The 25,326-nt window shown below is 70.8% G+C and carries 13 protein-coding genes and 1 tRNA gene; 10 read left to right on the top strand and 4 right to left on the bottom strand.

What is annotated here, in order from left to right; genetic code table 11:
- The first annotated feature begins 108 nt into the window (after window positions 1-108).
- Window positions 109-1,095, top strand: a complete 987-nt coding sequence (locus ACFC79_RS16975; RefSeq protein WP_376240791.1) for a DMT family transporter — start codon at window positions 109-111, stop codon at window positions 1,093-1,095.
- 121 nt (window positions 1,096-1,216) lie between these two features.
- Here ACFC79_RS16975 and ACFC79_RS16970 read toward each other — a convergent pair whose 3' ends face one another.
- Window positions 1,217-1,807 (bottom strand): lytic polysaccharide monooxygenase, encoded by a 591-nt coding sequence (locus ACFC79_RS16970; RefSeq protein ID WP_376240789.1) that lies wholly within the window; start codon window positions 1,805-1,807, stop codon window positions 1,217-1,219.
- 558 nt (window positions 1,808-2,365) lie between these two features.
- Between ACFC79_RS16970 and ACFC79_RS16965 the strand changes: the two genes are divergently transcribed.
- Entirely contained in the window at window positions 2,366-3,148 is a 783-nt protein-coding gene (locus ACFC79_RS16965) for an SMI1/KNR4 family protein (RefSeq protein WP_376240787.1), read from the top strand.
- 80 nt (window positions 3,149-3,228) lie between these two features.
- Here ACFC79_RS16965 and ACFC79_RS16960 read toward each other — a convergent pair.
- Window positions 3,229-3,301 (bottom strand) — tRNA-Ala (locus tag ACFC79_RS16960).
- 198 nt (window positions 3,302-3,499) lie between these two features.
- Between ACFC79_RS16960 and ACFC79_RS16955 the strand changes: the two genes are divergently transcribed.
- The 7 genes from ACFC79_RS16955 to ACFC79_RS16925 all read left to right on the top strand — a co-directional run bounded on the left by ACFC79_RS16955 (window position 3,500) and on the right by ACFC79_RS16925 (window position 21,361).
- A complete protein-coding gene (locus ACFC79_RS16955) occupies window positions 3,500-4,360 on the top strand; it encodes a Gfo/Idh/MocA family protein (RefSeq protein WP_376240785.1) in 861 nt (286 codons plus the stop codon).
- A 771-nt stretch (window positions 4,361-5,131) separates the two neighbouring features.
- Window positions 5,132-6,073, top strand: a complete 942-nt coding sequence (locus tag ACFC79_RS16950; protein WP_376240783.1) for a sterol desaturase family protein — start codon at window positions 5,132-5,134, stop codon at window positions 6,071-6,073.
- Between the two features lie 81 nt (window positions 6,074-6,154).
- Entirely contained in the window at window positions 6,155-15,586 is a 9,432-nt protein-coding gene (locus ACFC79_RS16945; RefSeq protein ID WP_376240781.1) for an amino acid adenylation domain-containing protein, read from the top strand.
- Window positions 15,576-17,258, top strand: coding sequence for a phytoene desaturase family protein (locus ACFC79_RS16940; protein ID WP_376240779.1), 1,683 nt, complete (start codon window positions 15,576-15,578; stop codon window positions 17,256-17,258). The genes ACFC79_RS16945 and ACFC79_RS16940 overlap by 11 nt, the downstream gene beginning before the upstream one ends.
- Window positions 17,255-19,003 carry a phytoene desaturase family protein gene (locus ACFC79_RS16935; RefSeq protein ID WP_376240777.1) on the top strand — a complete coding sequence of 583 codons (1,749 nt, stop codon included), beginning with the start codon at window positions 17,255-17,257 and terminating at the stop codon, window positions 19,001-19,003. Before ACFC79_RS16940 ends, ACFC79_RS16935 begins: the two co-directional genes overlap by 4 nt.
- A complete protein-coding gene (locus tag ACFC79_RS16930) occupies window positions 19,000-20,055 on the top strand; it encodes an MDR family NADP-dependent oxidoreductase (protein WP_376240775.1) in 1,056 nt (351 codons plus the stop codon). Before ACFC79_RS16935 ends, ACFC79_RS16930 begins: the two co-directional genes overlap by 4 nt.
- A 103-nt stretch (window positions 20,056-20,158) precedes the next feature.
- Window positions 20,159-21,361 carry a cytochrome P450 gene (locus ACFC79_RS16925; protein WP_376240773.1) on the top strand — a complete coding sequence of 401 codons (1,203 nt, stop codon included), beginning with the start codon at window positions 20,159-20,161 and terminating at the stop codon, window positions 21,359-21,361.
- 66 nt (window positions 21,362-21,427) lie between these two features.
- On the opposite strand, the gene ACFC79_RS16920 is transcribed toward ACFC79_RS16925, so the two are convergent.
- Entirely contained in the window at window positions 21,428-22,717 is a 1,290-nt protein-coding gene (locus tag ACFC79_RS16920; protein WP_376240771.1) for a cytochrome P450, read from the bottom strand.
- A gap of 286 nt (window positions 22,718-23,003) precedes the next feature.
- Here ACFC79_RS16920 and ACFC79_RS16915 point away from each other — a divergent pair, with 286 nt between their 5' ends.
- Window positions 23,004-23,510, top strand: a complete 507-nt coding sequence (locus ACFC79_RS16915; RefSeq protein ID WP_376240769.1) for a GNAT family N-acetyltransferase — start codon at window positions 23,004-23,006, stop codon at window positions 23,508-23,510.
- Between the two features lie 138 nt (window positions 23,511-23,648).
- Here ACFC79_RS16915 and ACFC79_RS16910 read toward each other — a convergent pair whose 3' ends face one another.
- Window positions 23,649-25,298 (bottom strand): FAD-dependent oxidoreductase, encoded by a 1,650-nt coding sequence (locus ACFC79_RS16910; protein WP_376240767.1) that lies wholly within the window; start codon window positions 25,296-25,298, stop codon window positions 23,649-23,651.
- Window positions 25,299-25,326: the final 28 nt, after the last annotated feature.

The raw sequence follows: 25,326 nt of genomic DNA, 5'->3' as shown, positions 1-25,326 counted from the left end.
CGGTGCGCCATCCCCACCGGACGGACAGGGCGATGGACGCCAACGGCGCGGCGGACCATGATGGGTGGCCGGGAACGGGCCGCGGCTCCGCGTTCTCCGTACGAGGAGATGCGAGGAGAACTGCCGATCGGCCGGGAACGGGCGACCGCCACCGGCGACGGGACACGCGTGTCCCGGTCCCGTGCCCCGTCCGTCCGTTCCACCGCCCGGGGAGGCGCCGCCGTGCCGGTCGTGCTCGTGCTGCTGCTCGCCGGAACCTGGCTCCTCTCCGGGTCGCTGGTGACCGGGACCGATCCGCTGATCGTCGCGGTGGGCCGCACCGCGGTCTGCTGTGCGGTGCTCACCGCCGTCGCCGCGTCGAGTCCGGGCGGCCGGGCCGATCTGCGCAGGGCCGCCGCCCGCCCCGGAACCGTATGGCTGCTGGGGCTCCTGGGCTTCGCGGGTTACGCGGCCGGAACCCTCCTCGCCATCGAGCGCATCGGCACCTCGCTCGCCAACCTCGTCGTCGCGCTGATGCCGTGTGCCTCGGTGGCGGTGGGCGCGGTGTTCTTCGGCGAGAGGTCCGGGGCGCGCAGGACGGCGGGGGCGGTCCTGGCATGCGCGGCGGCAGCCGGATACGCGGCACTCGGCGCGGACGCGGGAGACGTCGACCGGGTGGGGCTGCTGCTGGTGTCCGCCGCGACCGTGGCCTTCGCGGTGTACGGCTTCCTGTACCGCGACCGCCTGCCAGGACTGCCGCCGCTCGCCGTGCTCCCCGTGCTGCTCGCCGCGGCCACCTGCCTGCTGCTGCCGATGTCCCTGCCCGCGCTGGTCGACCACCCGCCGTCACTCGCCGCCACCGGCGGCATCGTGCTGCTGGGCGGGGCCGTCTACGCCCCCGCCTACCTCGTGCAACACCGGCTGATCCTGCTGCGCGGCCCGGTCTTCACGGCCGCCGTGCAACTTGCCGTGCCCTTCACCGTGCGTCTCGGCGACTGGGCCCTGCACACCGCGCCCGCGCCGTCGGCCGTCGAACTGCTGCTCCTCGCCGTGTGCTGCGCGGGTATCGCCCTCGTCACCGTCCGGCCGGCCGGGCGGCTCGCGACGGCCGATTGACCACCGGACCGGTCTCTCCCGGATCGTCCGGGAGAGACCGGGCGTCCGCCGACGGACGCCCCGAGGAGCGGACCGCCGGCGGGCCCGTGCGGCCGGGCCGCGCGTGGAGACGCGTGTCGGCTCAGAAGTTCACGTCCGAGCAGGCGTAGAAGGCGTTGCCGGTGTCGGCGATCGTCCAGACGCCGAGGATCAGGTGCTTGCCCGACTTCTGCGGCAGCACTCCGGAGTGGGTCACCGTGGAACCCGGCAGGCGTCCGCCGAACGGAACGGTCAGGAACGGCTGCGGGTCCAGGTCGGCCCGGGTGAGCGGCTTGGCGGGGTCGTAGCCGTCCTTGGTGATGTAGTAACGGAAGTCGGTCGTGGCGTGCCGTGCCTCGATCTGCCAGCGGAAGGTGTAACTCTGCCCGCCGGTGACCTGGGTCGCGGGCCAGTTGCCGCCGCGCGGGTCGTCGAGTTCGGAGAAGCGGTCGATGCCTCCGGCGCAGATCGTGCCGTCGACCGGGCCACGGGCGGGGAAGCCCTTCGGCCCCTCGACGCTCGGCGGCTCCCACTGGATCTGGCCGCAGTTGCGCACCGTGCCGTTGCCGCAGAGCTGCTGACGGCTGATCGGGGCATCGGTGTACCCGTGGCTCTGGGCAGTACCGCCGGTGGTCAGGACAGTGGCTCCGACGATGCCGAGCCCGAGCAGTAGCGAGGTGATCCTTCTGCGCATGCTTCGCTCCTGGGGAGGTGTGGGGGCGCTGCGTGACGAGTGGGGGAGCCGCACCTTCCTCCACTAGGTCTAGACCAAGTTCGAGACTAGCCAGGCCCAGTTGGTCATGTCCATACCATTGACGGCTGTGGTGGGCGAACGGGCCGCCGCGCCCGTGGCCGAACGGCCGTCGCAGAGTGGGGACATGAACTGGAACAGGGAGAGACGCCGGCGACGGCCGCCGAACTCGACGCGTTCGAGAGGTACCTGGGCCGTACCCTGGCGACGTCGTTCCGACGGCACTGCCGGGCGGACAACGGCGGTTGCTTTCCCGAGGAGATCCCGAACTCGCCGGGGGTGCACGGCTTTCGCGCGATCACTCGTGGCACGCTGCCCATGGAGACACCGATCGAGGAGGCGGACCTCGGCCCGGACCGGGGAACGGGGACCGGAAGGGACACGGGAGTCCGGCCGTGAACGGGCGGGCACCGGACCCGCTGCGGGCACCGGCGGCACGGACGACCCCGACGGGCCGTTCCGGGACAGCGCCCTGGCAGACTCCGTGACATGACACCGGATATGACCCGACTGCGAGACCTGATCGAGGCGGCGCCGGAACTCGGTCGTGGGCCCGGCGCCCCGGACGCGGCGATCCGCGCGGCCGAGGCCCGGGTCGGGCCGTTGCCGTCGTCGTACCGGTGGTGGCTGGCGGAGTTCGGCCGGGGCCGGACCAGGGGTGCCGACCTGGCCGTCGTCGTGCCGACCGGAATCACGGACGGGGCCGACGACGCGGACGAGGCGTTCGACGTGTACGAGGACGTCACCGCCCGGTGGCGGCTGAGCGGGGACAGGTTGTGCTTCGCCGTCGAACCCGACTGCGGTGACAGCTACTTCTTCGTCCTGGACCGACGCGGGGAGGCCGGGGACGGCGAGTACCCGGTGGTGTGCCGTGACGGAACGGACGGGGAGGAGTATCCCGTGGCGGACTCCTTCGCAGGCTTCCTCACCGTGCGGGAGGCGCTGTCGCGAGGGCTCGGGGAGGGGCCGAATCCCGCGGTAGCCCGACTGTGGCGCTCGACGCCGGGCGTGCTGCTCGACAACGGCGTGCTGATGTACGGACCGCACCGCATCGCGGAACGCAACGAGGCATTCGAGGTCGCCCGGTACGCGCCCGACTGGGTGCTGGTCGGTGAGACCGACGGGGGCGACGGACTCTTCATGCGCCGTCACGGCCGGGACCGCACCAGCGTCCACCGCCTCGATCCGAGGGCGATCGACGAGGACATCGCCGCACGCGGTGATCTGCTGACGGACGATCTGCTCGGCTGGCTGCGCGCGGGCGCCCCGGGACTCCGTCCCTGATGGTCGACCGACACGATGCCCGGCACGGGCCCGCGAACATCCCGCTGAATGCGGCCCCCGCCGGGCAGGCGCGTGGAGGGCGGAGCCGACCGGATTCGAACCGGCGTCTTCCTACATGCCGTGAAGGCGCGACGACCACTGCGCTACGGCCCCACCCCGGCGATCCTATGCCGCACGGTCCTCGCCCGTCACACCCGCATCGAGCGCGCGCTCCCCGGCCCGGGAACGCGTGCGGGCGCGGAACCCTCAGGACCCGGCGCGGGCCGCCCGCCCGGCCGACGGACGGAGGGGGCGCACCATGTCGGCGACCCGGGGAAGTCCGGCCCGCCGGCCTGAAGATAACCTCTCCCGATGCGCATCGGGATCGTTGGCACCGCGAACAGTCATGTCGACCACATCGTCCGTCACCTCAACGTCCACCGGGCGGGCGGCGATGCCCGTGTCGTGGCGCTCAGCGGCGGTCGCGACGAACGCAATGACGCACTCGCCTCCACCGGCGGGATCGCGAAGGTCGTCGACGCTCCCACGGACCTGCTCGGCCTGGTGGACGCCGTCGTGATCGCGGACCGGCACGGCGCGCGCCATCGGGAACACGCGCTCCCCTTCCTGGCCGAGGGGCTCCCGGTGTTCGTCGACAAGCCGTTGGCCTGCACCGTCGAGGATGCCCGGATCATGATCGACACCGCGCTCGCCCACGACGCGCCGCTCACGTCGTACTCCGCGCTCCGCTGGATACCCGACACGGAGGCACTGGTGGCCCGGTCCACGGCGAGCGGGCGACCCCACGCGGTCGTCGCGTCCGGGCCCGCCGACCCCGACGGCGACCACGGCGGGATCTTCTTCTACGGCATCCACCCGGTGGACCTCGCGCTCCGGCTCGCTCCCGGCGAGATCGGCGACGTGCGTACGGACGCCACCGCTTCCACGGTCACCGCCTCCTTCACGGCGGGCAGCACCCGTGTCGTCGTGAACCTCGTCCGTCCCACCGACACCCGACAGATCCCCTTCCACGGAATGGCGTTCACCCAGGACGCCATGGTCGAGCAGACCCTCACTCTCGACGCGCGGTACTGCGTGCCGGGTCTGGAGGTGTTCCTGCACATGGCCCGGACGCGAAGGCCGCCGATCGCGTACCCGGATCTGCTGCGGCCCATCGAGGTCCTGGAGTCCGTCGCCGCCGAGCTGTGTGCCCGGCGGCCCCCGGCCCGATGAGGCGATGACTCCGGCCCGCCCGGCCGGTACGACGCGTTCCCGAAGGCGCGAACGCCCGCGGGGCCGGGCGGGCCCGTGAGGAACCGGGACGAAAAAGCATGGTCGCGGCGGTGCGCCTCCCCGCGTGCTTCCCGACAGGACGTTGTTTCCCGAGTCCCGTCCGGGCTCCGGTGCTTATGAGCCATGTCGGCCCGCGGCAGCGGTTCCGCGGTCCGGTCCGGCCCCGCTCGCGCCTGCCGGTCGACCAAGTCCGTGACCGAATCGCACGATTATGTGGATTTGGCGTCGATTTCCCGGCCGGTTTGAGGGTCCCTCCCGGCCCGATGTGTCGTGCCCGGATTTCCCATCACTCCCCGGTCGGGTGGAACGACCCGCATCGGAATTGAAAAATATTAATTCCCAATAGGTGATCAATATTATTAGTAATCCTCTTGGGTGTGGCGCGAATTATTCCTATTCCGCCCGACTGGTCCGCCTGGTTAATTGAAAGTCGGACGAGTGGTGGCTGTCTCATGCCCGGTCGTTGCGGTGAGACGCGGCCGGATTCCGACGGTTGGGAGCGTCGCGGGGGGAAAAGTAGAGAGCGGGTTTGCTCGGTGTCCCTGATCGGGGCCAGGCCCACGGAAAATCCCATATCGGTATCCGTGCATGAATTGCCCGTACGCGACGAGCGTCTTTCGCGCTCATCCCGTATGCCCGCAGGAATTTGTCGGTTTCTCTTTCGGGGTCTGTGCGTTCTCTGCACCGGATTCTTTCGTGAAGGTGCTGCGCATGGAAAAGTTCGAACCAACGCCCGGTGGTGATCCGGAGCCCGGCTCGCACCCCGTGCAGGGGAAAGGTTCCCCCACGGGTCCGGTGCGCGGTGCGCTCCGCGTTCTCGCCTACCCGGTCCTGCTGGTCGCCGCGGTCTCGGTGGCCGCGGCGGCGCTGTCACTCGACTGGGACCCGGGCCGCGTGAACCCGCTCTTCCTGCTCGGCACCATCGCGTATCTCACCGTCCTCGAACGCCTGATTCCCTATCAGCGCTCCTGGCATCCCGACGCCAGTGAATGGCGCTGGTACGGCGTCTACTTCCTGGTCACGATGCTGTCCAGCGCAATGGCGCAATACCTGGTCACCGCAGCCGTGGCCGTGGTGAGCCCCGATGAACCCGCGATGGATCTCTGGATCGAGATCCCCGGTGCTCTGCTGACCGGTTCGCTGGCGAGTTATCTCGTGCACCGCCTGGGCCATACCAACCCGATATTGTGGCGCCTGCACGGTGTTCACCACGTGCCGCAGAAGGTCAACGTCGCCAATAACGGCGTCAATCACGTCCTGGACATCGTCCTCGCCCAGGGAGTCGTCCAACTCTCCCTGGCGCTGATCGGCTTCTCACGCGAATCCGTGCTCGTCGTGGGATTGTTCGTGGCCGCCCAGGGATATTTCGTCCACGCGAACATCGACGTGCACATCGGCCGGCTCAACCATGTGCTCGCCAGTCCCGAACAGCACCGCCTGCACCACAGCACCGACCTGTCCGAGGCAGGGCACTACGGCTCGGACCTCTCGATCTGGGACCACCTCTTCGACAGCTACACCTGGCGACCCGGTCGAGAACCCGTCGCGGTCGGGCTCAGCGATCCCGCCACGTTCCCGCCGACCGGCGCCATCGCCACCACCCTTCTCCACCCCTGGCGCCGCGCGAAGAGGGCCGGCCCCGGTTCCGTCTGACCGGGTCCGCCCTTCCGGGAGGCCGCGGGGCCCTCCCACAACCCTGCCGTGACACGGCGCCACGACTTGAGGAGTACGACCTTGCCCGACGTGAACAGTGCCTCTGTGAGCGACAAAGTAGCGATCATCGGCATGGGCTGCCGACTGCCCGGCGGTGCGTCGGACCACCGCGCTTACTGGCAGAACCTCATGGAGGGCAAGGACTGCATCACACCGACGCCGGCCGACCGGTACGACGTCACGACGCTCGGCAGCGGGCACAAGGAGAAGCCGGGGCGTCTGATCGGCGGCCGCGGCGGATACATCGACGGATTCGACGAGTTCGACCCCGGCTTCTTCGGCATCAGCCCGCGCGAGGCCGACCACATGGACCCGCAGCAGCGCAAGCTGCTGGAGGTGGCGTGGGAGGCGCTGGAGGACGGCGGCCAACGGCCCGCCGAGCTCGCCGGAAGCAACACCGCCGTGTTCGTCGGCGCGTTCACGCTGGACTACAAGATCCTCCAGTTCTCCGATCTGGGCTTCGATTCGCTGGCCGCGCACACCGCCACCGGCACCATGATGACGATGGTCTCGAACCGTCTCTCGTACTGCTTCGACTTCCGGGGGCCCAGCCTCTCGATCGACACCGCGTGCAGCTCTTCCCTGGTGGCCGTGCACCTCGCCTGCCGGAGCCTGAACGATCGCGAGACCGATCTCGCGCTGGCCGGTGGGGTGCTGCTGCACATGGCACCCCAATACACCATCGCCGAGACCAAGGGCGGCTTCCTGTCGCCCGACGGGCGCTCGCGCACATTCGACGCCGGGGCCAACGGCTACGTGCGCGCGGAGGGCGTGGGCATGGTGGCCCTCAAACGGCTCGACGACGCACTGCGCGACGGAGACCCGATCCACGCGGTGATCTCGGCGACCGGGGTCAACCAGGACGGCCGCACCAACGGCATCACCGTGCCCAGCGCGGACGCCCAGGTCGCACTCATCCAGCGTGTCTGCGCCGAGGCCGGCATCACCCCCGGCTGCCTCCAGTACGTCGAGGCGCACGGAACGTCGACACCGGTCGGCGACCCGATCGAGGCGAACGCGTTGAGCAGGGCGCTCTCCGTGGGCCGGAGACCGGGTGCCGCGTGCTACGTCGGGTCGGTCAAGACCAACATCGGGCACACCGAGTCGGCGGCCGGCGTCGCCGGGCTGATCAAGACCGTGCTCTGCCTCAAGCACCGCCGCATCCCGCCCCACATCAACCTGGAGCGGATCAACGCGGCCATCGACGCGGAGTCCGCCCCGTACCGCATTCCCACCGAGCCGACCGACTGGCCCGAGCACCGGGGGCCCGCCCGGGCCGGGGTGAACTCCTTCGGTTTCGGCGGCACCAACGCGCACGTCGTGCTGGAGGAGGCACCCCGGCGGGAAGCCCCGCGGACGGTCCGCGAACAGCGGGCCTGGAACATCCTTCCGCTGAGCGCCAGGACCCCGGACAGCCTGCCGCAGGTGGCGGAAGGCATCCGCCGCGAGCTCGCCGGGGCCAACGGACCGACCTCGCCGCTCCCCGACCTCGCCCACACCCTGGCCCGGCGCCGCCAGCACCTCGAATCACGGCTCGGCATCGTGTACTCCTCACCCGCCGAGCTGGACGAGGGACTTGAGGCGTTCCTCCGCGGCGAAGCCCACCCACGGGTGGTCCACGGCAGGCAGCTCGACACCGAACAGCGCGGCCTGGTCTGGGTGTTCACCGGCATGGGCCCGCAGTGGTGGGGGATGGGGCGCCAACTGCTCCGGGACGACGACGTGTTCCGGGACGCCATCACCCGATGCGACCGGGCGATCCGGAAATACGCGGACTGGTCGCTGATCGAGGAGATGACGGCCGACGAAACCGCCTCGCGCATGGGCGAGACCTGGCTCGCCCAGCCCGCCAATTTCGCCGTCCAGGTCGGGCTCGCGGCCATGTGGCGCCACTACGGCGTACGGCCCGACGCCGTGGTCGGGCACAGCACCGGCGAGATCGCCGCGTTCTACGAGGCGGGCGTCTACACCCTGGACGACGCGGCGAGGATCGCCGTCCACCGCAGCAGGCTCCAGCAGCTGCTCACCGGGACCGGAACCATGCTCGCCGTGAGCCTGACCGAGCAGGAGGCGCAGAACCGGGTGGCCGATCACGGGGACCGGGTGTCCGTGGCCGCGGTCAACAGCCCCTCGGCGGTCACGCTCGCCGGCGACCGGGACGCCCTGGCCGCCCTGGCGGACGAACTGCGGGCCGAGCAGATCTTCGCCAAGTTCCTCCAAGTGGAGGTGCCCTACCACAGCGCGGGAATGGAGGCGATCAAGGACGAGCTGCTCACCTCGCTGGACGGGCTCGCGCCGCGTCCGGCGACCGTGCCGCTGTACCTGACCGGTCAGGAGGGCACCGCGCACGGCAGCGAACTCGATGCGGCCTACTGGTGGCGCAACGTCCGCGATCGGGTCCGCTTCCGGTCGGCCGTGGAACGCCTCTCCGACGACGGATACTCCCTGTTCCTGGAGATCGGCCCGCACCCGGTGCTCGGCCACTCCATCCGGGAGTGCCTCGACGACCGCGGCAGCACCGTGCGCACCCTCCCCTCGATCCGCCGCCGGGAGAACGAACCGGAACGCTTCGCCGCCTCGCTGGCCGAACTGCACACCCTGGGCGTCCCCATCGCGTGGAACACCCTGCACCCGGCGGGCACACCCGTGACCCTGCCCCGCTACCCGTGGAAGCGCGACCGGTACTGGACCGAGCCCGCCCCGGTGGCGCAGGTCCGCCTCGGCCGCGTCGACCACCCGCTGCTGGGCCGCCGCACCGCACACCCCGAACCGACCTGGCACGCCACACTCGACTCCGAGCGGCTGCCCTACCTCGACGACCACCGCATCGAGTCCACGGTCGTCTTCCCGGCGGCGGGGTACCTGGAGATGGCCCTGCAGGCCGTCCGCTCCCTGACCGGCGGCACCCACGCCGTGCTCACCGACATCGAACTCCGCAGGGCGCTTTTCCTGCCCGAGGGCGAGGCCCGGGCCGTACGCCTGACCCTCTCGTCGCGGAACGCGACGTTCACCATCGCCTCGGCGGGGGACGACGAGAACGACCGGCCGGTGCACGCGAGCGGAGTCGTACGCTCCGGACAGCCCCGGCCGACCGGTTCCGCGGTCGGTATCGACGCCGTGCGGGCACGCACACGGCGTCGGCTGGGCGGCGAGGAGTGCTATGCGGAACTGGCGGCACGGGGATACCACTACGGTCCCGCGTTCCGTGCCATCGACGACGTCCACATCGGCCCCGGAGAAGTCCTCGCCCGGCTCCGTCCGCCCGCGGCGATCGGTGACGACGCGGCCCGGCACCACATCCACCCCGTGCTGCTCGACGGCTGCTTCCAGGCGCTGCTGACGACACAGCTCCTCGACGGCGGGACGGGCCGGCCGGCCTCCGGCATCCGGCTGCCCCTGTCCATCGAGGAGGTGCGCCTCGCCCCGGTCGGCGACCGGCCCATCTGGGCGCACGCCACGGTGACCCGAGAGGACGCGGACGAACTCGTCGGGAACATCACCCTCTACGCGGACGACGGCGAATCCCTCGGGACCATCGTGGGATTCCGCGCGGCCGACGTGGAGAAGGCGTCCACGGCGGTCGGACTCGGCACGATCGATTCCTGGCTCGCCGAGACCGTATGGGTCGACAGGCCCCTCGAAGAGGGCGCCGGCGAGGAGGACGCGACCGGGGACCGTGCCGGGACCTTCGCCGGCCGCCCCGCCGGGACCTGCTGGCTGGTGTTCGCCGACGACCGGGGAGTCGGCGACGCCCTGGGCGTCCTGCTCGCAGCACGTGGCGAGCGGTACCACCTCGTGCGTCCGGGGGACCGGTACCGCAGGAGCGACGACGGGCGCGAATCCACCGTGGCCCCCGGCTCCGTCGAGGACCTGGAACGGCTGCTCGCCGATGTGGGCGGGAGCGGGGACGGTGACGGAGCGACAGCCGTCGGCACCGTCGTGCACCTGTGGAACCTCGACCTGCCCCGCCTCGCCGAAACGGCACGGGACGACCTCGCGCGGCACCGCGACACCGGAGCGTATTCGCTGATCGCACTCGCCCGGGCCCTGCTGCGCCGCGGGGACGGCGGCCGACTGCACATCGTCACCCGTGGCGCGCAGCATGTCGAATCCGGCGAGACGGTCGAGCCGCTGGGGGCACCCGCGTGGGGCGTCGGCCGGGTGCTCAGGCATCAGGAGCTGCTCAGCCACCCCGGAAAGCTGATCGACCTGGATTCCCGCCCGCAGGACGACGAGGGCGTCCTGACCGACGCCGCGGCCCTGCTGCGCGAATTCCTCACGGACGACGAGGAGGAGATCGCGCTGCGCGGCTCCGGCCGCTTCACCAGCAGGGCACGACAGGCCGAGGGGCTCACCCGCCCCCTCCCGCTGTGCCTGCGCGCCGACGGCGACTACCTGGTGACCGGAGCGTTCGGCGCACTCGGCAAGCTCCTGTGCCGGACACTGGTGCGGCGCGGGGCCCGCAGCCTCGTCCTCATCGGACGCACCGCGCTCCCGGAGCGCACCGAGTGGCGCGATCTCGACCCCGGCACCCCCGCGGGACGTGCCGCCGCCTTCGTCAAGGAACTGGAGGCACTCGGCGCCCGCGTCGTCCTGGCCCCGCTGGACATCACCGACGAAGCGGCGTTCACGCAGTGGCTCGGCGCCCACCGGCGCACCGGCCCGCTGCCGGTCCGCGGCGTGTTCCACCTGGCAGGGCAGGTCCGCGACACGCTCGTCGCCGACATGGACCACCCCACGTTCGCCGCCGCCCACGACCCCAAGGCCATCGGCGCCCACCTGCTGCACCGGCACCTGCGGGACGAACCGCTGGACCACTTCGTCCTCTTCGCCTCGATCGCCTCCCTGCTGACCACGGCCGGCCAGACCAACTACGCCGCCGGGAACGCCTTCCTGGACGCACTGGCCCACCACCGCCGGGCGCTCGGACTGCCCGGACTCAGCGTGGACTGGGGTCCGTGGGCCACGGGCATGATCGAGGAGCTGGGACTCGTCGGCCACTACCTCCACAGCCGGGGGATGAGCTCGCTCGCGCCCGAGGTGGGCATGGCGGTCCTGGAACGCGTCATCGGTCAGGACCGGGCACAACTCCTCGTCGCGACCGTCGTCGACTGGCCGGTGTTCCTGGCCTGGTACGCGTCACCGCCCTCACTGGTCACCGAACTTGCCGCGAGCGCCAGTGCGGACGCGGCCGAGGCGGGAGCGGGCACCGGTCTGCTCGACACCTTCCGCACCGCGGGCGCGGCCGAGCGTCTGGACCTGGTGGCCCGCAGGTTCACGGCGGTGGCCGCCTCGGTGCTCCGGACCGGCGCCGACGAGATCGATCCGCAGGCGGGCCTCAACGCGCTGGGCCTGGACTCCCTGCTGGCGATGGAGCTCCGTGCCCGGCTCGGCTCCGAACTGGGCGTGGCACCGCCGGTGGTGGCGCTGCTCAGCGGGACGACGGTCGGCGAACTCGTCGCCCAGCTCCACGACAGCCTCGCCGAATCGGTGGCGTCGGAGGCCGACGGCGGGGACAAGACGGTGGTGGAGGTCTTCGAGGACGAATTCCACCATCCGCTGACGCAGAACCAGAAGGCCCTGTGGTTCCTGAGGCAGCTCAACCCCGAGGGCTACGCGTACAACATCGGCGGAGCAGTGGAGGTCCGCGTCGCCCTCGACCCCGACCTCATGTTCGAGGCCGTCCGTCACCTCGTCGCCCGCCACCCCGCGCTGCGGACCAACTTCCTCACGGTGGACGGGGTGCCCATGCAGCAGGTCTCGCCGGACCGGAGTGCGGACATCGCCCTGTTCGACGTGCGGGACCAGGAGTGGGAGGACATCCACCGCACGATCGTGGCCGAGTACCGCAAGCCCTACGACCTCGAACGCGATCCGCTGTTCCGCTTCCGCCTCTTCAAACGCGGTGACGACCGCTGGGTGATCATGAAGGCGGTCCACCACATCATCTCGGACGCGATCTCGACCTTCACCTTCATCGAGGAACTCCTGGCCGTCTACGAGGGGCTGCGCCAGGGCCGCGTGCCGTCGCTGCCGCCCGTCACCGCGCGCTACCTGGACTTCCTCAACGCGCAGAACCGCTTCCTGGCCGGCCCCGCGGCGCAGCGCATGCTCGACTACTGGCGATCGCACCTGCCCGACGAGGTACCGGTCCTGGAACTGCCCGTCGACAAACCCCGTCCGGCCGTCCAGACCCACAACGGGGCCTCGGAGTTCTTTGTCCTGGACGAGGACCTCACCGCCCGTGTGCACGGTCTGGCACGCCGGCACGATGTGACCCCCTTCATGGTGCTGCTCGGCGCCTACTACGTGTTGCTCCAGCGCTACTCCGGCCAGGACCACGTCATCGTGGGCAGTCCGGTGACCGGACGGACCGAGCAGGACTTCGCCTCCGTCTACGGCTACTTCGTCAACCCGCTCCCGCTGCACGCGGACCTGTCCGGCGAGCCGACGGTCGCCGAACTGCTCCAACAGGTCCGTACGACCGTGCTGGGCGGCCTGGACAACCAGGAGTACCCGTTCGTCCTGCTGGTCGACCGGCTCGGCCTCCAGCACGACCCCAGCCGGTCCGCCGTCTTCCAGGCCATGTTCATCCTGCTCACGCACAAGGTGGCCACCGAGAAGTACGGATACCGCCTTGAGTACATCGAACTTCCCGAGGAGGAAGGGCAGTTCGAGGTCACCCTGTCGGTCTACGAGGACGAGGCGGACCACCGGTTCCACTGCGTGCTCAAGTACAACACCGACCTGTTCGAGCCGGAGACCATGCGACGGATCGCATCGCACTACACGACGCTGCTCGACAGCATGACCCGGACCGCGCCCGAGCGCCCCGTCACCCGGCTGGACATGCTGGACGCGCGCGAGCGCGAGCTCCTGACCGGCGAGTGGAGCGGTGCCCGCCGCACGGCCGCGCTCCCGGCGGCGGGGACGACCGCGGGGGACGGCCGCATCCGCCCCGTGCACGAACTGATCGCCGAGGCCGCGGCCGGGCACCCCGACGCCGTCGCCGTCACCCTTCCGGCACCGCGGGGAGAGTCCCTGCGGCTGACCTACGCGGAACTGGACCGCCGTTCGGACGAACTGGCCCGACGCCTGCGAGGGCTGGGAGCGGGTGCCGGAGCCGTCGTGGCGCTCTGCCTCGGCAAGACGCCCGACCTCGTGGTGACACTCCTCGCGGTGCTGAAGTCCGGGAGCGCCTACCTCCCGATCCCGCCCGACCACCCCGCCGATCGCATCGCGCAGACCGTACGGACCGCGGCCGCCGTCCTGGTCGTCGTCGAGGACGACGCGTCCAGGGACCGGGCGACGGGACTGCCGGTCCCGACGCTGACCCTGCGCGAACTGCACGAGGCGGCACCCGCCCCCGACACCGGGCAGCCGACCGACCTGGACGCGCCCGCCTACGTCATCCACACCTCCGGCTCGACCGGGCTCCCCAAGGCAGTTCAGGTGAGCCATCGCAACCTCGCCTCCGCGTACGCGGCATGGCTGCACGAGTACCGCCTCGACCGCGATGTGCGGGTGCACCTCCAGATGGCCGCCCCCTCGTTCGACGTCTTCACCGGCGACCTGGTGCGCGCACTGTGCTCCGGCGGCAACCTCGTGCTCGTCGACCGCGACCTGCTCTTCGACACCGAGCGCCTCCACCGCACCATGCGGGAGGAACGCATCGACTGCGCGGAGTTCGTCCCCGCCGTCGTGCGCGGGCTCATGGACCACTGCGAACGCGAGGGCCACCGACTGGACTTCATGCGCCTGCTGGTCGTCGGATCCGACGCGTGGAAGGTGGGGGAGTACCGACGGCTGCGCGGCCTGTGCGGCCCGGACACCCGCGTGATCAACTCTTACGGCCTCACCGAGGCCACCATCGACAGCGCCTGCTTCGAAGGACCCGCCGACGACCTCGAACCCGGCCGTACCGTGCCCATCGGGCGGCCCCTGAACAACACCACGCTCCATGTCCTCGACCGGCACGGCGAACCGGTCCCGCCCGGTGTACCGGGAGAACTGTGGATCGGCGGCGAAGGAGTCGCCCTCGGCTACGCGGGCGATCCGCAGCAGACGGCGGAACGCTTCGTGACCCGGACCCTCGACCCGGGGCCGGACGCCCGGCCCGCACGCCTCTACCGCACCGGCGATGCCGCGCGCTGGGACGCGAACGGTGTCGTCCATCTGCTCGGACGGGTGGACGGCCAGATCAAACTCCGCGGTCACCGGATCGAGATCGGGGAGATCGAGACCCACTTGGCCCAGTGGCCCCAACTGGCCCGGGCGGTGGTCACGGTGCGCCCCGACGCCGGGGGCGAGGACGCGCTCTGTGCGTACTGCGTACCGGTGCCGGGGGCGGAGATCGACCGGCGCGTGCTGCGCCGGCACCTCGCGGACCTGCTGCCCGCCCACATGATCCCCGCGCACTTCGTCGTGGTGCCGGAACTGCCGCTGACCGGCAACGGGAAGGTCGATGTGGCCGGACTGCCGGAGCCCCGGCCCGACACGGCCGAGGAACCGGAGCAGGAGCCCGGCACACCGTTCGAGGAGAGCATGGCCCGGCACTGGAAGGAACTGCTCGGGCTGGAGCGGGTCGGACCGGCGCACGAGTTCTTCGAGGCGGGCGGCAGCTCCATCAAGCTGATCGAACTGATCCACCGGCTGCGGCAGGAGTTCGGCGTCGGCATCCCGGTCAGCCTCCTGTACCGGGTCACGACCCTGCACGGCATGGCCGCGACGGTCGAGCGCCTCGCCACCGGCGGCATCGCGGACGACCTTCCCTGCCTGACCTTCAACGCCGATCAGGAGGACACACTGTTCTGCTTCCCGCCGGCCGGCGGGCACGGGCTCGTGTACCGGGCGTTCGCCACCCGGCTCGCCGGGCATCGGCTGATCGCCTTCAACTACGTCCCCGGCGAGGACAAGGTCGCCCGCTACGCCGATCTCGTCGAATCCATGCAGGCCGACGGCCCGTGCCGACTGCTCGGCTACTCCCTCGGCGGCAACCTCGCCTTCGAGGTGGCCAAGGAACTGGAGAGCCGGGGCCGCGACGTCGCCCATGTGATCGTCCTGGACTCGCACCGCGTCCTGGAGCCCTACGTCCCCGGCCCCGAACACTTCAAGGTCTTCGAGGCGGAACTCGCCGAGCACCTGCTCAAGCACACCGGGTCGGAGATCGTCGCCCGCGAGACCATCGACCACGCGGGGGAGTACTTGGCCTTCTGCGGCCGCACCCCGAACCTGGGCGCGGTGGCCGCCACCGTCAGCGTCGTCACCGACGAGGAGAAGACCGCCCTGTACGCGGCCGACGCGCGCGGCACCTGGCACGGCAGCTCCATCACGGCCACGGCCGTGCTCCGCGGCTCCGGAATCCACGCCGACATGCTCGACCCGAAGCACGTGGCCCGCAACGCCGAGCTGGTGCTCGGCATCCTCCGGGAGGGCGGCGACGATGCCCGATGACGGGGGCGACGACTGGGGCGCGGACGGGCGCGGGACGGACGGCGGCCCCCGGGTCATCGTGATCGGCGCCGGAGTGGCCGGACTGTCCGCCGGCTGCTACGCGCAGATGAACGGGATGCGCTCGCGCATCTTCGAGAAGCACGTCCTCCCCGGGGGCTGCTGCACCGCATGGTCGCGCGACGGCTACATTTTCGACTACTGCATCGAGTGGCTGATCGGCACGGCCGCCGGCAACGAGGCGCACCAGGTGTGGCGGGAACTCGGTGCACTCGATGGCAAGACCATCACCAACTTTGAGATGTTCAACCGCGTCGTCGACGAGACCGGCCGCTCGGTGGTCTTCTACAACGACCCGGACCGGCTGGAGAAGCACCTGCTCGGGCTGTCGCCCGCCGACGCCCGGCTGATCCGCTCGTTCTGCCGCGACCTGCGGCGTTTCACCGCCATCGAGCTCTACCCATTCCTCACCGCCCCCGCCCTGCGGACCGCGCGCGAGAAGCTGGCGACACTGCGCACCGTACTGCCGGCGTTCCGCCTCTTCTGGCGCACGGCGTCGACGCCCATGCACGACTTCGCCGACCGGTTCCAGGATCCGCTGCTGCGCCGGGCGTTCCGGAACATCTTCTTCCAGGACCCGGACGGCTTCCCGCTGCTGCCGTACCTGTTCAACATGGCCAGCGCCCACCACGACAACGCGGGCTTCCCCCAGGGAGGTTCGCTGGGCCTGGCCCGGTCGATCGAGGAGCGGTACTCGTCGCTGGGCGGTGAGATCACCTACCGGGCACGCGTCGAGCGCGTTCTGGTCGAGGACGGACGCGCCGTCGGCATCGAACTGCGCAACGGCAAGCGGTACTACGCCGACCACATCGTCGCGGCCTGCGACGGGCACACCACCATCCACGGCCTCCTCCAGGGCCGGTACACCGGCCCCCGGATCGACAAGCTGTACAACGACCTGCTGCACCGCCGCGGTGCCCTCTTCCCCGCCGTGGTCTCGGCCTTCGTCGGAATCCGCGGGAACCTCGGCCGCGACCGGGCCCACAGCACCACCTACCTGCTCACGCCCGAGGACGCGGCGCGACTTCCCGGGGCGCTCCAGAGCAGTCTGGTGGTCCAGTTGCGCTCCGACTACTCGGACGGCTTCGCCCCGCCCGGCAGATCGGTGATCCACTGCACCTACTTCAGCGACTTCGCCCACTGGAAGGAGTTGCGCGCCGCCGACCGCAAGGCATATCGGGCACAGAAACAACAGGTGGCCGACTTCGTCCGGGAGTTCCTGGAGCGCCACATGCCCGGCACCGCCGAACGCATCGAACTCGTCGACGTCGCCACCCCCGCCACCACCCGCCGCTACACCGGCAACCACGACGGTTCCATCCTTGCCTGGAAGGCGTTCTCCGAGGCCGACGACGTCGCGACCGCACTGGTCGGCAAGGACCGCATGCGCCTGCCCGGCCTGCGCGGCTTCTCCATGGCCGGGCAGTGGGTCGGGATGGGCGGCCTCATCCGCGCCGCGTCCACCGGCCGTTTCGTCATCCAGTACCTCTGCGACGAGCTGGGACGCGGGTTCACCGCCTCGGAGAGCCGGGGCACCGAGCCCTGGCACCCCGGGAAGCTGGGCCGACTGCCCCAGCTCGACCGATGGTCCGCGCGTGGGGGCACCCGTACATGAGAACCGAGGAGAGCACGTCCGTGTCGCGTTCCCGACGAGAGTCGATGATCATCATCGGCGCCGGGCTCGGCGGCCTGTCCACCGGCTGCTATGCCCGGATGAACGGCTACCGCACCCATGTCCTGGAGATGCACGAACTGCCCGGCGGCTGCTGCACTGCCTGGGACCGCGGCGACTTCACCCTGGACCCCTGCATCAGCTGGCTGCTGGGCAGCGGCCCCGGCAACGAGATGCACCAGATCTGGTTGGAGCTGGGCGCGTTGCAGGGCAAGGAGGTCCGGCACTTCGACGTCTTCAACGTGGTGCGCGGCCGGTGCGGCCGGTCCGTTTACTTCTACTCCGACCCCGACCGGCTCCAGGCACATCTGACGGACATCTCGCCCGTCGACTCGGCTCTGATCCGGGGCTTCTGCAAGCAGCTGCGGGCCTTCCGCAAGGCCCTCGCCGTCTACCCGTTCCTCAAACCGGTCGGGCTGATGCCCGCACTGGAGCGCTGGCGCATGCTGGCGTCGTTCGTCCCGTACTTCAACGCCGTGCGCAAGTCCATCGGTGTGCTGATGACCGACTACTCGGCGAGGTTCAAGGACCCCCTGCTCCGCGAGGCGTTCAACTTCATCCTGTACGAGAAGCATCCGGCCTTCCCGGTGCTGCCGTTCCACTTCCAGCTCGCCTCGCACGCCAATCTTTCCGCAGGAGTTCCCGAGGGCGGATCGCTCGGGCTCGCCGAGTCCATCGAGCGCCGCTACCGCAAGCTCGGCGGCGAAGTCACCTACAACGCCAAGGTCGAGGAAGTGCTGGTCGAGGACGACCGGGCGGTGGGGGTACGGCTGAGCAACGGCGAGGAACTGCGCGCCGACGTCGTCGTCTCGGCCTGCGACGGCCGCACCACGATGATGGACCTGCTCGGCGGCCGCTACCTCGACGACGCCTACCGCAGGCTCTACACCCGCACGATCAAGGAACCCGGGATGGTGTTCCCCGGCTACGTCACGCTCTTCCTCGGACTGCGCCGCGAATTCCCCGACGCCGACCCCTGCACGACCTATCTGCTCGACGAGGAGGTGGCGGCCGAACTGACCGGCATCCGCCACCCGAGCATCAACGTCCAGTTCCGCAACCGGCACTACCCCGAGCTCTCGCCCGACGGGACGAGCATCGCCTACGTCACCTACTTCTGCGACATCGCCCCCTGGCGAGCCCTGGACGAAGGACCGGAGCAGACGACGCGGAGCCGCGGAGGCCAGGAGCTCCATACCCTGCCCGTGCGCCACGGCCGCGGATACTACGCCGCCAAGAAGCGGGTGCGCGAGACACTCGTCGCCTTCCTGGAACGGCACCACCCGGGCATGTCGGACGCGATCGCCGTCCGCGACGTGTCGAGCCCGCTCACCCAGGTCCGCTACACGGGCAACTACGACGGCACCGTCCTCGGCTGGCAGCCTTTCGTGGAGAGCGGGGAGACGCTGGAGACGCTCATCAAGAAGCACGGCCCCGGCCTGCCGGGACTGCGCAACTTCTACCAGTCCGGCGTCTGGGCGACCACGGGCGGCCTGATCCGGGCCGCGGCGGCCGGCCGGCACGTCATGCAGTTCATCTGCCGGGACGACGGGCTGACGTTCACCGCCTCCGTCGACGACAGCGGGCCGCCACCGACCCATCTCGTCGTTCCGGTGGGACCCCGGACGGAGATCCGGTCGGGCACGGGAGCACGTTCGCCCCTCGTGAACGGGAAGGGAACGCGATGAGGACCAGGAAGTGGGTCGTGCGCGAGCACATCGAGGGGGTGCCGGACGTCGACAAGGTCTACGAAATGGTCGACGAGGACCTCGACACCGACCTCGCCCCCGACGAGATGCTGCTCAGGACGCGCTACGTCTCGGTGGACCCCTACCTGCAGGGCATCGCCCTGGACACCCCGCTCGGCGCACACATGGGCGCCGACTCGATCATGGAGGTGCTGGATGCCGGTCCGCGGGCCGCCCACCGGCCCGGTGACCTGGTGCAGGGCTTCGGAGGCTGGCGCACCCACCTCGTCAGCAACGGCGCGGCGACACCGTGGCAGACCGGAACGTTCCCGATGGTCTTCCCCGCCTTCCGCCGCCTCGACCCCGACTGGTACGACGACGCACTCCCGCTGCTCACCGCACTGAGCGTCATGGGAGGTCCCGGCATGACGGCCTGGGGCACGCTCACCAAGTTCATGTCGGTCCGCCCCGGCGACACCGTGGTGATCAGCGGCGCCTCCGGCTCGGTCGGTTCCCTGGTCGGACAGCTCGCCAAACTCGCCGGAGCCCGGGTGATCGGCACCACCTCGACGGCCGAGAAGGCCGACTACCTGGACGAGTTGGGCTTCGACGCGGTCGTCGTCTACCGCCACGGGGACAGTTGGGAGGCGGTGCGCGAGGCGCTCGGCTGGGTCGCACCCGACGGGGTCGACAAGTACTTCGACAACCTGGGCGGCACCGTCACGGACGCCGTGTTCTCCATGCTCAACGTGGCGAGCCAGGTGGCCGTGTGCTGGCAGTGGTCCACCCAGGTCGGCCGCGAGGCCACCGGGCCGCGGCTGCTGCCCTACATCATGTTCCCGCGGACCTGCGTGCGCGGGATCTTCTCGCTCGAATGGTTCACGGAACAGAACTGGCACGCGCTCCACCACGAACTCGGCGGCAGGGTCCGCAGGGGCGAGATCCGCTTCGGGCACACCGTTCACCAGGGCTTCGAGAACATTCCGGACGCCTACCGGAGCCTCTACCGGGGGACGGGAGCCAATCGAGGAAAAGTGCTGGTCGAGCTCTGACCGTCAGGACGCGGCGTGTGCCGCCGCAGGCGGCCCCGTCCGGCGGTCGCCCGTGTCCCGAGCCCGTTCGTTTCCGCCGTACCCGCGCATGTGGAGGACCTACGTGCCCCTTTTCGACGCCAACGACGTGACCGCCGTCTCGCCGCTCCCGCCTCTGCACCGTTCACAGTTCGAACCGTCCGGACCGCCCGAGCCCGTCGTGCTGCCGGACGGCACCCGGGCCTGGCGGGTGAGCCGCTACCCCGACGTGCGCAAGGTCCTGACCGACGCGCGGTTCGGGCGTGCACAGCTCCACGTGCCGGACACCGTGCCGCTGACGGGCCAGTCCGGACTCGTGGCCAGCGCGGACCTGATGTTCAATCAGGACGGCGAGGACCATCTGCGTCTGCGCCGCACGCTGCGCCGCGCGTTCACCCCGAGGACCGTGGCCCGCTGGCGTCCGTGGATCGCCTCGATCGTGGAACAGCGCCTGGACACACTCGTCGATGGCCCGCGGCCGGCCGACCTGGTGGCCGGCTTCACCCTCCCGCTCCCGGTCGATGTGATCAGCCGGCTGATGGGCCTCGACAACGCGGCGCGGGAACGGTTGCGGCACTGGACCGAGTACGCCTTCTCCGACGGCTCCCATCCCGAGGAGGAGATGGAACCGGTGCTGGCGGAGTTCGCCGCGTTCGGGGCGGCGCTCCTGACCGAGCGGCGCAAGGACCCCGGCGACGACCTGACCAGCATGCTCGTCGGCGCGGCCGACGAGGAGGGCGGCATCGCCGAGAGCCAGCTCGTCGACCTCGTGTGCGGGCTGGTGGTGGGAGGCCACGACAGCACCATGACGATGCTCGGCAACGCGCTGCTCTACCTGCTCGCCGAGCGCAGGGAGTGCTGGTCCCGCATCGGGGCGGACGAAGAAGCCGCGGGGGCGGTCGCCGAGCGGTTGCTGCACCTCATTCCGCTCGGCGACGACCGCGGGACCGCGCGCCACGTCTCCGTGGACACCGAGGTGGGGGGCGTCACCGTTCCGGCGGGTTCGATGGTGCTGGCCGACTGCGGCGCGGCCAATCGCGACCCCGATGTGTTTCCGCCCCGGCCGTTCGACGACCTGTTCGCCCCCCTGGCGGCCCCCACCCTGTCGTTCGGCGCCGGCCCGCACTACTGCCTCGGCGCGTGGCTGGCGCGGCTGGAACTCCAGCTGTCGCTCCACCGGCTCGCCGCGCGCTGTCCCGGCCTTCGTCTCGCCCGCCCCGCCGACGAGGTGGAGTGGCGGAACGGGACCACGTCCCGCAGCCCTGAACGGATTCCGGTCACCTGGTAGAGGAGGAGACCGTCGCTCCATGACGCCGCGGCGCCCGGGGGAGGCGCTCGGCGGCGTCCGGGCCGCTCAGCCCAGGTGCACCGGGAGCGACTCGACGCCGTAGACGATCGACAACTTGCGGAAGGCCAGCTCCTGCGGCGGGACTGCCAGGCTCATGTGCGGGAAACGCCTGGTCAGGGCCGGGTAGACGGCGCGCAGCTCCATGCGGGCCAGTTCGGCGCCGATGCAGCGGTGGATGCCGTGGCCGAAGGCGAGGTGCCCGGTGGCGTTGCGGTGCGGGTCGAAACGGCCGTCGTCCCCGACGTACGAGGCGTCCCGATTGGCGCCGCTCAGCGAGCAGAGCACCATGTCCCCCTTGGGAATGACCGCCCCGGCTATCTCTATGTCCTCGCGTGCGAACCGGGGGAAGGCGAGCTGCACCGCGGTGGAGTAGCGCAGCACCTCCTCGACGAACGGCGCCGCCGCCGCGTCCTCGGTCCGTATTCGCTCGAAGACGTCCGCGTCGCGCAGCAGCACCAGGGAGCCCAGCGCGATGGTGCTGGCGGTCGTCTCGAATCCGCCGGTGAGCACGCCGTCGGCGAGGCCCGCGAGTTCCTCGTCGTCGATGCTGTCGCCGTGCTCCTTCACGATCATGCCGAGCAGGCCGTCGCCCGGGTTTCGGCGCTGGGCCCCGACCACGTCCCTGAAGTACGCCAGTGACTCCGACATGGCACCGAACGGCGCGGTCGTCCCCGCGAACAGGTCGAAGCGGTCCATGGCCAGCCGCTGGAAGTCGTCGCGGTCCCCGTAGGGCACACCGAGCAGCTCACAGATCGTGAGCGAGGGCACAGGCAGCGCGAATTCCTGGACCAGGTCGACCGGACCCCTGCGGGCCGCCATCGCGTCGAGACGTTCCTCGACGATGGCGTCGATGCGTGGAGTGAGCCGGCGCAGCCGACGCATCGTGAATTCCGGTGTGAGGATGCGGCGCAGCCGTGTGTGCACCGGAGGATCGCTGAACCCGAGCCCGCCGGGGCTCTGTTCCGCCGCCACTCCGGCATTGCTGGCGAGGTGGGCGAAGTCGGTGCTGAACCCGTCGGCCGAACCGAGCACGGCCTTGGACTCCTCGTAGCCGGTGACCACCCAGACGTCCATCCCGAACGGCAGCGAGACCTTGGATATCGGCGCCGTCGCCCTCAGCCCGGCCAGCTTGTCCACCGGGTCCAGACCGTCCCTGCGCAGCAGCATGAGCAATTCGTCGGGCAGCAGCCTGATTGTGGAGGAACCGATTCCGTACTTCTGGATCCTGGAAAGGTAGGTGCGCCCGAGCCGGGCAGTGATACGAGAACGGAACTTCGTCCTCAACGTGTTCTCCATGGGTCGTCGCGCGGTCCGCACCGGGGCGCGGAGATGAGAAAGGTGTGCAGCGGGTTTCGGATACGGGACAAGTCTGGCGCTGCGACGCCTCGCGCCGGGAGGATTATCGTATCTCTCGGGGCGCGAGCCGTACGAGCGTTGGTAGCACACGGTAGCGTGCGCGGTCGCAAAGGATGTTCGGCAGTGTTCGACGCCGACCGGGCCTGCTCGGCGGACGTGCCCGGGCGGGGACCGCGGAGTCGTGACGTCCGCATGCGTCCCGAGGCGGATCACTATCCTCGGCGACATGATCGAGACCGAGCGACTGTCCTTGCGACCCCTGCGACTCACCGACGCCGACGCCTTCGTCGAACTCCACGCCGATCCCAGGGTCAGCCGATTCGTCGGCACCTACACGCATCAACAGGCGCTGGACCGACTGTCCGTGGTGGAACGCCAGTGGGCGGAGAGGGGCCACGGACTGTGTGCCGTGCTGCTCAGGTCGAGCGGTGAACTCATCGGCCGGAGCGGCCTGCAGTACTGGGAGCAGTTCGACGAGGTCGAGCTGGGGTGGACGTTCCGGGCGGAGCACTGGGGGAACGGGTACGCCACCGAGGCGGCCCGGGCGTGCCTCGACTGGGGCTTCGCCACGCTTGCGCGGGACCGCTTCACCGCGTTCATCAGGCCCGGCAACGATCCCTCCGTGCGGGTGGCCGAACGTCTCGGCTTCACGCCGCGCCGACGCGACACGATCGGCGGCAACGCCGTCACGGTGTACGCGGTGGACCGTCCGGATCCGCTCGCGTCCGTGTGAGGTCGTCACGGGGCCGGGCGCCGCCCGGCCCGGACGGCGCCCCGACGGATCGGGGCGTCGCCGGGTCACGCGTCCGGCCGGTCACGCGTCCGGCCGGGGCCGCCGGACGGGCGGGCCGGCACGGGGGCGGTTCCCGTCTCACCCCGGCAGCCGCCAACGGCCCGTCCTCGCGGCGGAGATCAGCTCGTCCACGGTGCCGAACTTGACCCGTGGGCGACCGGCGGCCCGGCCGCGTGCCAGCTCCGCCCTGTCGATCGCGGCGAGTCCGCGGGCATCGACGAGGCGGCGACCGCGGCCCCGGGCGAGGCGGAGGAACGCCCTGGGCGAGCCCGTGGGCCGGGGCAGCGCGCCGGCGACCGCGTCGGCCAGCAGCGTGCCGACGGTCTCCGCGGCGCAGGCCCGGTTGGCCCCGATGCCGCCCGAGGGCCCCCGCTTGATCCAGCCCACGAGGTACGTCCCGGGGCGGCCCGGCACACGACCCCGCTCGTGCGGCACCGTGCCGGTCGCCGCGTCGAACGGAAGCCCGGCCACCGGTGTTCCGCGGTAGCCGACCGCCCGCAGCAACACGCCTGCCGCGATGTCCAGTTCGCCGCCGTGCCCGGTCACGCGCACGGCTCGGGCGGATTCGCCGCCGAGCACCTCCACGGGCGCGGAGTGGAACCGGAAGACGATCCGCCGCGCCGATTCCGGGGTGTGCGACCAGTCCACCGTCTCGCGGACCGTGCCGCGCAGCAGTGCCGCCTTCCCGCCCGGCACCGCACCGTCGATCGCCTCGCCGGTACGCGGATCGTGGTCGTCGACCACGAGCTCCACCCCCGGCAGGCGGGTGAGGGCAAGCAGTTCGGACGCGCTGTACGCCGCGTGCTCGGGGCCGCGCCTGCCGAGCAGCACCACCTCGCGCACCTTCGACGCGCGCAGGGCGGCGAGTGCGTGATCGGCGATGTCCGAGCCCGCGAGGACCTCGGGGTCCGTCACCAGGATGCGGGCGACGTCGAGGGCGACATTGCCGTTGCCGGCCACCACCACCCGCTCGGTGGACAGGTCGACGACGTGCGGCGCGGTCTCCGGTTGGGCGTTGTACCAGGCCACGAACGCGGTTGCCGAGATGCTGCCCGGCACGTCCTCCCCCGGGATACCGAGTCGCCGGTCCGCTGACGCGCCCACGGCGTAGACGACCGCGTCGTGATGCGCGGCGAGTTCCCCGGTGGTGACGTCCTTCCCGATCTCGACACCCAGGTGCATTCGTACCCGGGGGTGGGTGTGGAGGCGTGCGAAGGTGTCGGCCACCTTCTTGGTCGCCGGATGGTCGGGAGCAACGCCGTACCGCACCAGCCCCCCGGCCACCGGCAGCCGGTCGATCAGCGTCACCTGGGCATTGGCGTGCAGCAGCAGGTCCTCGGCCGCGTACATGCCCGCCGGGCCGGTGCCGACCACCGCCACCCGGATCGGCCCGAAGTCGGACGGCAGGGAGCGCGCGGACGCCGGCGCGCCCCAGGCGTGGAAGTTCGGCGCGGTGTCGCCGGATCCGGGTGCGGCATCGGCGAAGTAGGCCGCGTTGATCGCGGCGTAGTCCCGCTGCTCCTCCGGCAGGCCGTCCACCGGGAAGATCGCGTCGACTGGGCAGGCGTCGGCGCAGGCGCCGCAGTCGATGCACGATCCCGGATCGACGTAGAGCATCTCCGTGCTGCCGAAGGCACGCTCCTGCGGCGTCGGATGGATGCAGTTGACGGGGCACACGGCGACGCACGTGGCATCGCTGCAACAGGTCTGGGTGATCGCGTAGGTCATCTCGTCAGCTCGGGTCGGTCGACGGGAC

It is taken from the genome of Streptomyces sp. NPDC056061, assembly GCF_042266885.1.
Lineage (GTDB): Bacteria > Actinomycetota > Actinomycetes > Streptomycetales > Streptomycetaceae > Streptomyces.
The sequence above is the reverse complement of the archived record's forward strand: the minus strand, read 5'-3'. Positions and strand labels throughout refer to the sequence as shown.